Here is a 5,382-nt window from a genome sequence, read left to right as displayed (position 1 = left end):
TATTATGTGAACATTACTTTGATAAAAAAATACAGCAAAAAAGACGGACTATCTGTAACTTATGATGACAAAATATTACTTCCTATTTCAAGAGAAAAGAAAGAGGAATTTGAAGAATTTATGCAAATAAATAACATTTTATAAATGCGTTTAAAAAAAATAGTATTCTTGAATCTAATTGTTTTGGGCAACTTTATTTTTGCTCAAAATACTAATGACTTAAAATCGAAACTTGATAATTACAAAAAAAGTGACACCACAAGATGTTATTTACTAGACCAAAATATTGAAGCGGAAAACGACCATAATATTTGGATAAAATACAATCAAGAATTAAAAAAAATAGCTCAAGAAAAAAGTAAGTCAGAAAGCAATCCTGTTTTAAAGAAAACTTATACTAAGTACTTAAGCATTGCTTTTAACAACGAAGGCGCATTTTATATTTATAACGAAGAGTTTGAAAAAGCAATTCAATTCTATAGAAAATCATTACAAATTACTACCAAAATAAATTACGATTACGGTAGCGCTTTAGCTCTTCAAAATATTGGAACTGCATTTGACTATTTAGGAAAATTAGACAGTACATTGGTTTATGTGCAAAGAGCCTATGTGTATGCAAAACGCTCAAAAAATCAATCCAACTTGGCTTATATCTTAACCGATTTAGGATTTGTACACAACAACTTAGGAAACAATGCTCTTGCCATAAAATACAATCTTGAAGCGTTACCATTATTCGAAAAAATGAATGATTTAGATGGTTTAGAACGCACCTATTTTGCATTAGGAAGAATTTTTGATAATCAAAACGATTACAAAACAAGTACTATGTATTATGAAAAATGCTTGCAAATTGATAAAAAAACCAAGAATAACGAACGTTTAATTTTAGTGTTAAATAGTTTAGCATCAGTAAATATTAAAAGAAAAGAATTAAATAGTGCTTTACAATTCAACAATCAAGCTTTTGAACTTGCATCAAAATTAAATAATGTTGACTCTATTGCTGTTTGCTATAAAATTTATGGAGAAATCTATTTTGAAAGACAAAATTTCTCTGAAGCAAATAATAACTATGTTAAAGCTTATGAAATATTTAAAAAACTAAACAGTGATGTTTATGTTTCAAAAATCGCAATCAAAATTGCAACATCCTCCTACAAATTAAACCAACTGGGCAAAGCCAAAGAATATGGTTTATTAGGTTATAATTTAGCAAAAAAAACCAATTACACTTCTGACGAAAAAGATGCAGCCGAGATTTTGAGTGATATTTATTCCAAACAAAACGATTATAAAAACGCTTTCAATTTCAAAAAAATTGCTGCTGATATTGGTGAAAAAATCTATTTTGATGAGAGTAAAGACATTGCCTTAAAAGCCACTTACCAGTACGAAACCGAAAAAAAGGAAGCCAAAATCAAAGAACTAAATCAAAAAAAGAAAATAGCCGAACTGCAATCCAACAAGAAAACCATTCTCATTAATAGTTTCATTATTTCCTTTTTAGCTTTAGCCATTTTAGCCTATTTCTTATTCTTTAGATTTAAAGAAAAAAAGAAAAACGAACTACTAGAAACCAAACTTGCTGAAGCCGAAAAACTCCTTGAAGCCGAAAAGAAAGCCACAGACAGCGAACTCAAAGCTTTGAAAAGTCAAATGAATCCGCATTTTATTTTTAATGCGCTAAACAGTATTCAAGAACAATTTATGTATGGAGACAAACTGAAAGGCAACGAACAATTGAGCAATTTCACTTATTTAACGCGTCAAATTTTAGAAGTTTCGGGCAAAAAACAAATCACAATTGCAACCGAAATTGATATTCTAACAAAATATCTCGATTTAGAAAAAATGCGCTTCGCAAAAGATTTTGAATACACAATTTCAACTTCCAACATAATTGATGAAGATTATCATAAACTACCGCCAATGTTACTGCAACCTTTTATAGAAAACAGTATCAAACACGGATTGATGCACAAAAACGGTTTGAAAACAATTAGCATAGATTTTGACTTAGATGAAAATGAAGAATACATCGTTTGCACCATCATCGACAACGGAATTGGAAGAACAAAATCAGCCGAAATCAAAGCTAAAAATCAAAGTAAACATCGATCGTTTTCAACAGAATCAATTGCACAGCGATTAGAATTACTAAACGAAAACCATTCTATTAAGCAATTAATTACCTATTCCGATGAATTAGAAAACGATGAAATTGTTGGAACAAAAGTTGTTGTTAATATTCCTTTAGGATAATTACAAACAAACTACATTGTAAACATTCAATCCCAATATTACAATTGTTACAATTGCTAACAACATCATTTTCAAATTAATTTTCTTTATTAGTACTGACATAATTTCTATTTTTTCTGTAAAAGAAAGATTTTGCAAACAATGTCTTTTAATAAAATTTACGAAAGCCAAAATTTACTTCACGAAATGAGGATTTGTTTATTATTTTTACACTCTAATTATAATAAAATGTCACAAAAACGCCTTTACCTTCTAGACGCATACGCACTAATATTTCGCGGTTATTTTGCCTTTATAAAAAACCCAAGAATCAATTCTAAAGGAATGGATACTTCGGCCATTATGGGATTTATGAATGCCTTGATGGACGTTATCAAACGTGAAAAACCCGACCATTTAGCCGTAGCATTTGACAAAGGCGGAAGTACGTATCGTTACGAAATGTACCAAGAATACAAAGCACATCGTGACGAAACTCCAGAAGCTATTAAAATTGCTGTTCCTTATATTCAAGAACTATTGAAAGCGATGCATATTCCAATTATTGAAGTGGCAGGTTTTGAAGCTGATGATTTGATTGGAACACTGGCAAAACAGGCAGAAAAAGAAGATTACAAAGTTTTCATGGTAACGCCAGATAAAGATTTTGCACAATTGGTTTCCGAAAATATTTTCATGTACAAACCTGCGCGAATGGGCAACGACATCGAAATTTGGGGAATTCCAGAAGTCTTAGAAAAATTTGAAATCGAACGACCAGAACAAGTAATCGATTTCTTAGGAATGATGGGCGATGCAGCCGATAATATTCCAGGATTACCTGGCGTTGGAGAAAAAACCGCTAAGAAATTCTTGAAAGAATATGGTTCGATGGAAAATCTTTTAGCAAACACACATCAACTAAAAGGTGCGATTAAAGATAAAATTGAAGCTAATGCTGAGTTGGGATTATTGTCTAAAAAATTAGCCACAATCCTACTCGATTGCCCTGTAGAATTTAATGCTGAAGATTTTGAACTTTCAAAACCTGATGTTGAAAAAACAGACGCGTTGTTCAATGAATTGGAATTCCGTCAAATGAAAGCACAGTTTGATAAATATTTCGGAACTGGAAAAGAGTACGACGAAATTGACACTAATGGAAATGGAACTTCAAGTGATACTCCACAAGCGACGAAAAAAGCTCCAGCAAAAAAAACTAATGAAGATCAATTTGATTTATTCGGATTTTCTGATGAAGAAAGTGATGATGCAAAACCAAATTCGTTCTATGCAACTTTAGAAACTACCAATCATAATTACACGATTATTCAAGGTGAATTAGGTATAAAATTGTTTTTACAAAATTTACTCAATCAAACTTCGGTATGTTTTGACACCGAAACTACAGGAATTGATGCCTTGAATGCTGAACTAGTTGGAATGTCATTTTCTTGGCAAAAAGGCGAGGCATTTTACGTTCCGTTTCCAGAAAATCAAGATGAAGCACAAATATTGGTTGATAAGTTCAAGCCGTTTTTTGAAAATGAAAACATCGAAAAAATTGGTCAGAATATAAAATATGATTTGAAAATTCTTTCTAATTATGGAGTTCAAATCAAAGGAAAATTATTCGATACGATGATTGCGCATTATTTGATCAATCCTGATATGCGTCACAATATGGATGTTTTATCGGAAACTTATTTGAAATATTCTCCAAAATCAATTGAAGATTTAATTGGTAAAAAAGGTAAGAATCAAAAATCGATGCGAGATGTTTCTTTAGAAGAAATCAAAGAGTACGCTGCCGAAGATGCTGATGTAACTTATCAATTAAAACAAAATTTCAGTCCGATTCTAGACAAAGCCGAAACCAAAAAGTTATTTGACGAAATTGAAATTCCGTTAATTCCTGTTTTGGCTGCAATGGAATTGGAAGGCATCAATCTTGACGTTCCTTTCTTGAAAGAAATGTCGATGGAAATGGCAAAAGAAAGTTCTGAATTGGAACAAAAAATATATGAAACCGCTGGTGAAAAATTCAATTTGGCTTCACCGAAACAATTGGGTGACGTTTTATTTGACAAAATGAAAATTGGCGGAGCAAAACAAAAGAAAACCAAAACCGGTCAATACGCTACTGGAGAGGAAATTTTAAGTTATTTGGCGAATGACAATCCAATTGTGAAAGATATTTTGGACTGGCGTCAAATGGTAAAATTGCAAAGTACTTATATTGATGCTTTACCAAATCAAGTTGATAAAAAAACTGGTCGCGTTCACACCGATTACATGCAAACGGTCGCAGCAACTGGTCGTTTGAGTTCGAATAATCCTAACTTACAAAATATTCCAATTCGTACAGAAAGAGGACGATTAATTAGAAAAGCATTTATCGCTCGTGATGAAAATTACACCTTATTATCTGCCGATTATTCGCAAATAGAACTTCGAATTATCGCAGCACTTTCTGGTGAAGAAAACATGATTAAAGCATTTCAAAACAATGAAGATATTCACAGAAGTACGGCTGCAAAAGTGTTCAATGTTCCTTTGGAAGAAGTTACAAAAGAACAGCGTAGCAATGCCAAAACCGTGAACTTCGGAATTATATATGGTGTTTCAGCTTTCGGACTTTCTAATCAAACATCGCTTTCGCGTAAAGAAAGTGCTGAGTTGATTGATGCGTATTATGCAACCTATCCAAAACTGAAATCGTATATGAGCAATCAAGTAGATTTTGCAAGAGAAAATGGCTATGTGCAAACGGTTTTAGGAAGAAGACGTTATTTAAAAGATATTAATTCGGCCAACATGATGGTAAAAAGTGGCGCTGAACGAAATGCAGTAAATGCACCAATTCAAGGTTCAGCAGCTGATATTATCAAAATTGCGATGATTAATATTCATAAGAAATTAACTTCTGAGAATTGGAAATCAAAGATGTTATTGCAAGTGCACGATGAACTTGTATTTGATGTTCACAACTCAGAATTAGAAAAAATCACACCAATGATTAAACACGAAATGGAAAACGCCTTCAAAATGGATGTTCCGCTGGATGTTGAGATTGGTGTTGGGGAAAATTGGCTTGAGGCACATTAGAAAGTTTCGGGTTTCGGGTTGCGAGTT

Annotated in this window: 2 protein-coding genes; both read left to right on the top strand. The window is 32.2% G+C overall.

Annotation, left to right across the window (positions count from 1 at the left end; all coding sequences use genetic code 11):
• The first annotated feature begins 144 nt into the window (after positions 1–144).
• On the top strand, positions 145–2,268 hold the full coding sequence (locus tag DIU01_RS10535; RefSeq protein ID WP_290834226.1) for a tetratricopeptide repeat protein: 2,124 nt from the start codon (positions 145–147) through the stop codon (positions 2,266–2,268).
• Positions 2,269–2,496: 228 nt separating this feature from the next.
• The gene (gene polA / locus DIU01_RS10530) at positions 2,497–5,355 is read left to right on the top strand and encodes a DNA polymerase I (RefSeq protein ID WP_290834224.1); all 2,859 of its coding nucleotides are present in this window, start codon (positions 2,497–2,499) and stop codon (positions 5,353–5,355) included.
• Positions 5,356–5,382 lie beyond the last annotated feature (27 nt).

This window comes from Flavobacterium sp. (assembly GCF_003525665.1).
GTDB lineage: Bacteria > Bacteroidota > Bacteroidia > Flavobacteriales > Flavobacteriaceae > Flavobacterium.
The sequence above is the reverse complement of the archived record's forward strand: the minus strand, read 5'-3'. Positions and strand labels throughout refer to the sequence as shown.

Excerpts from the sequence above, each read along its gene's own strand:
- polA (WP_290834224.1), top strand. The coding sequence starts at position 2,497 with ATGTCACAAAAACGCCTTTACCTTCTAGACGCATACGCACTAATATTT.
- DIU01_RS10535 (WP_290834226.1), top strand. The coding sequence starts at position 145 with ATGCGTTTAAAAAAAATAGTATTCTTGAATCTAATTGTTTTGGGCAAC.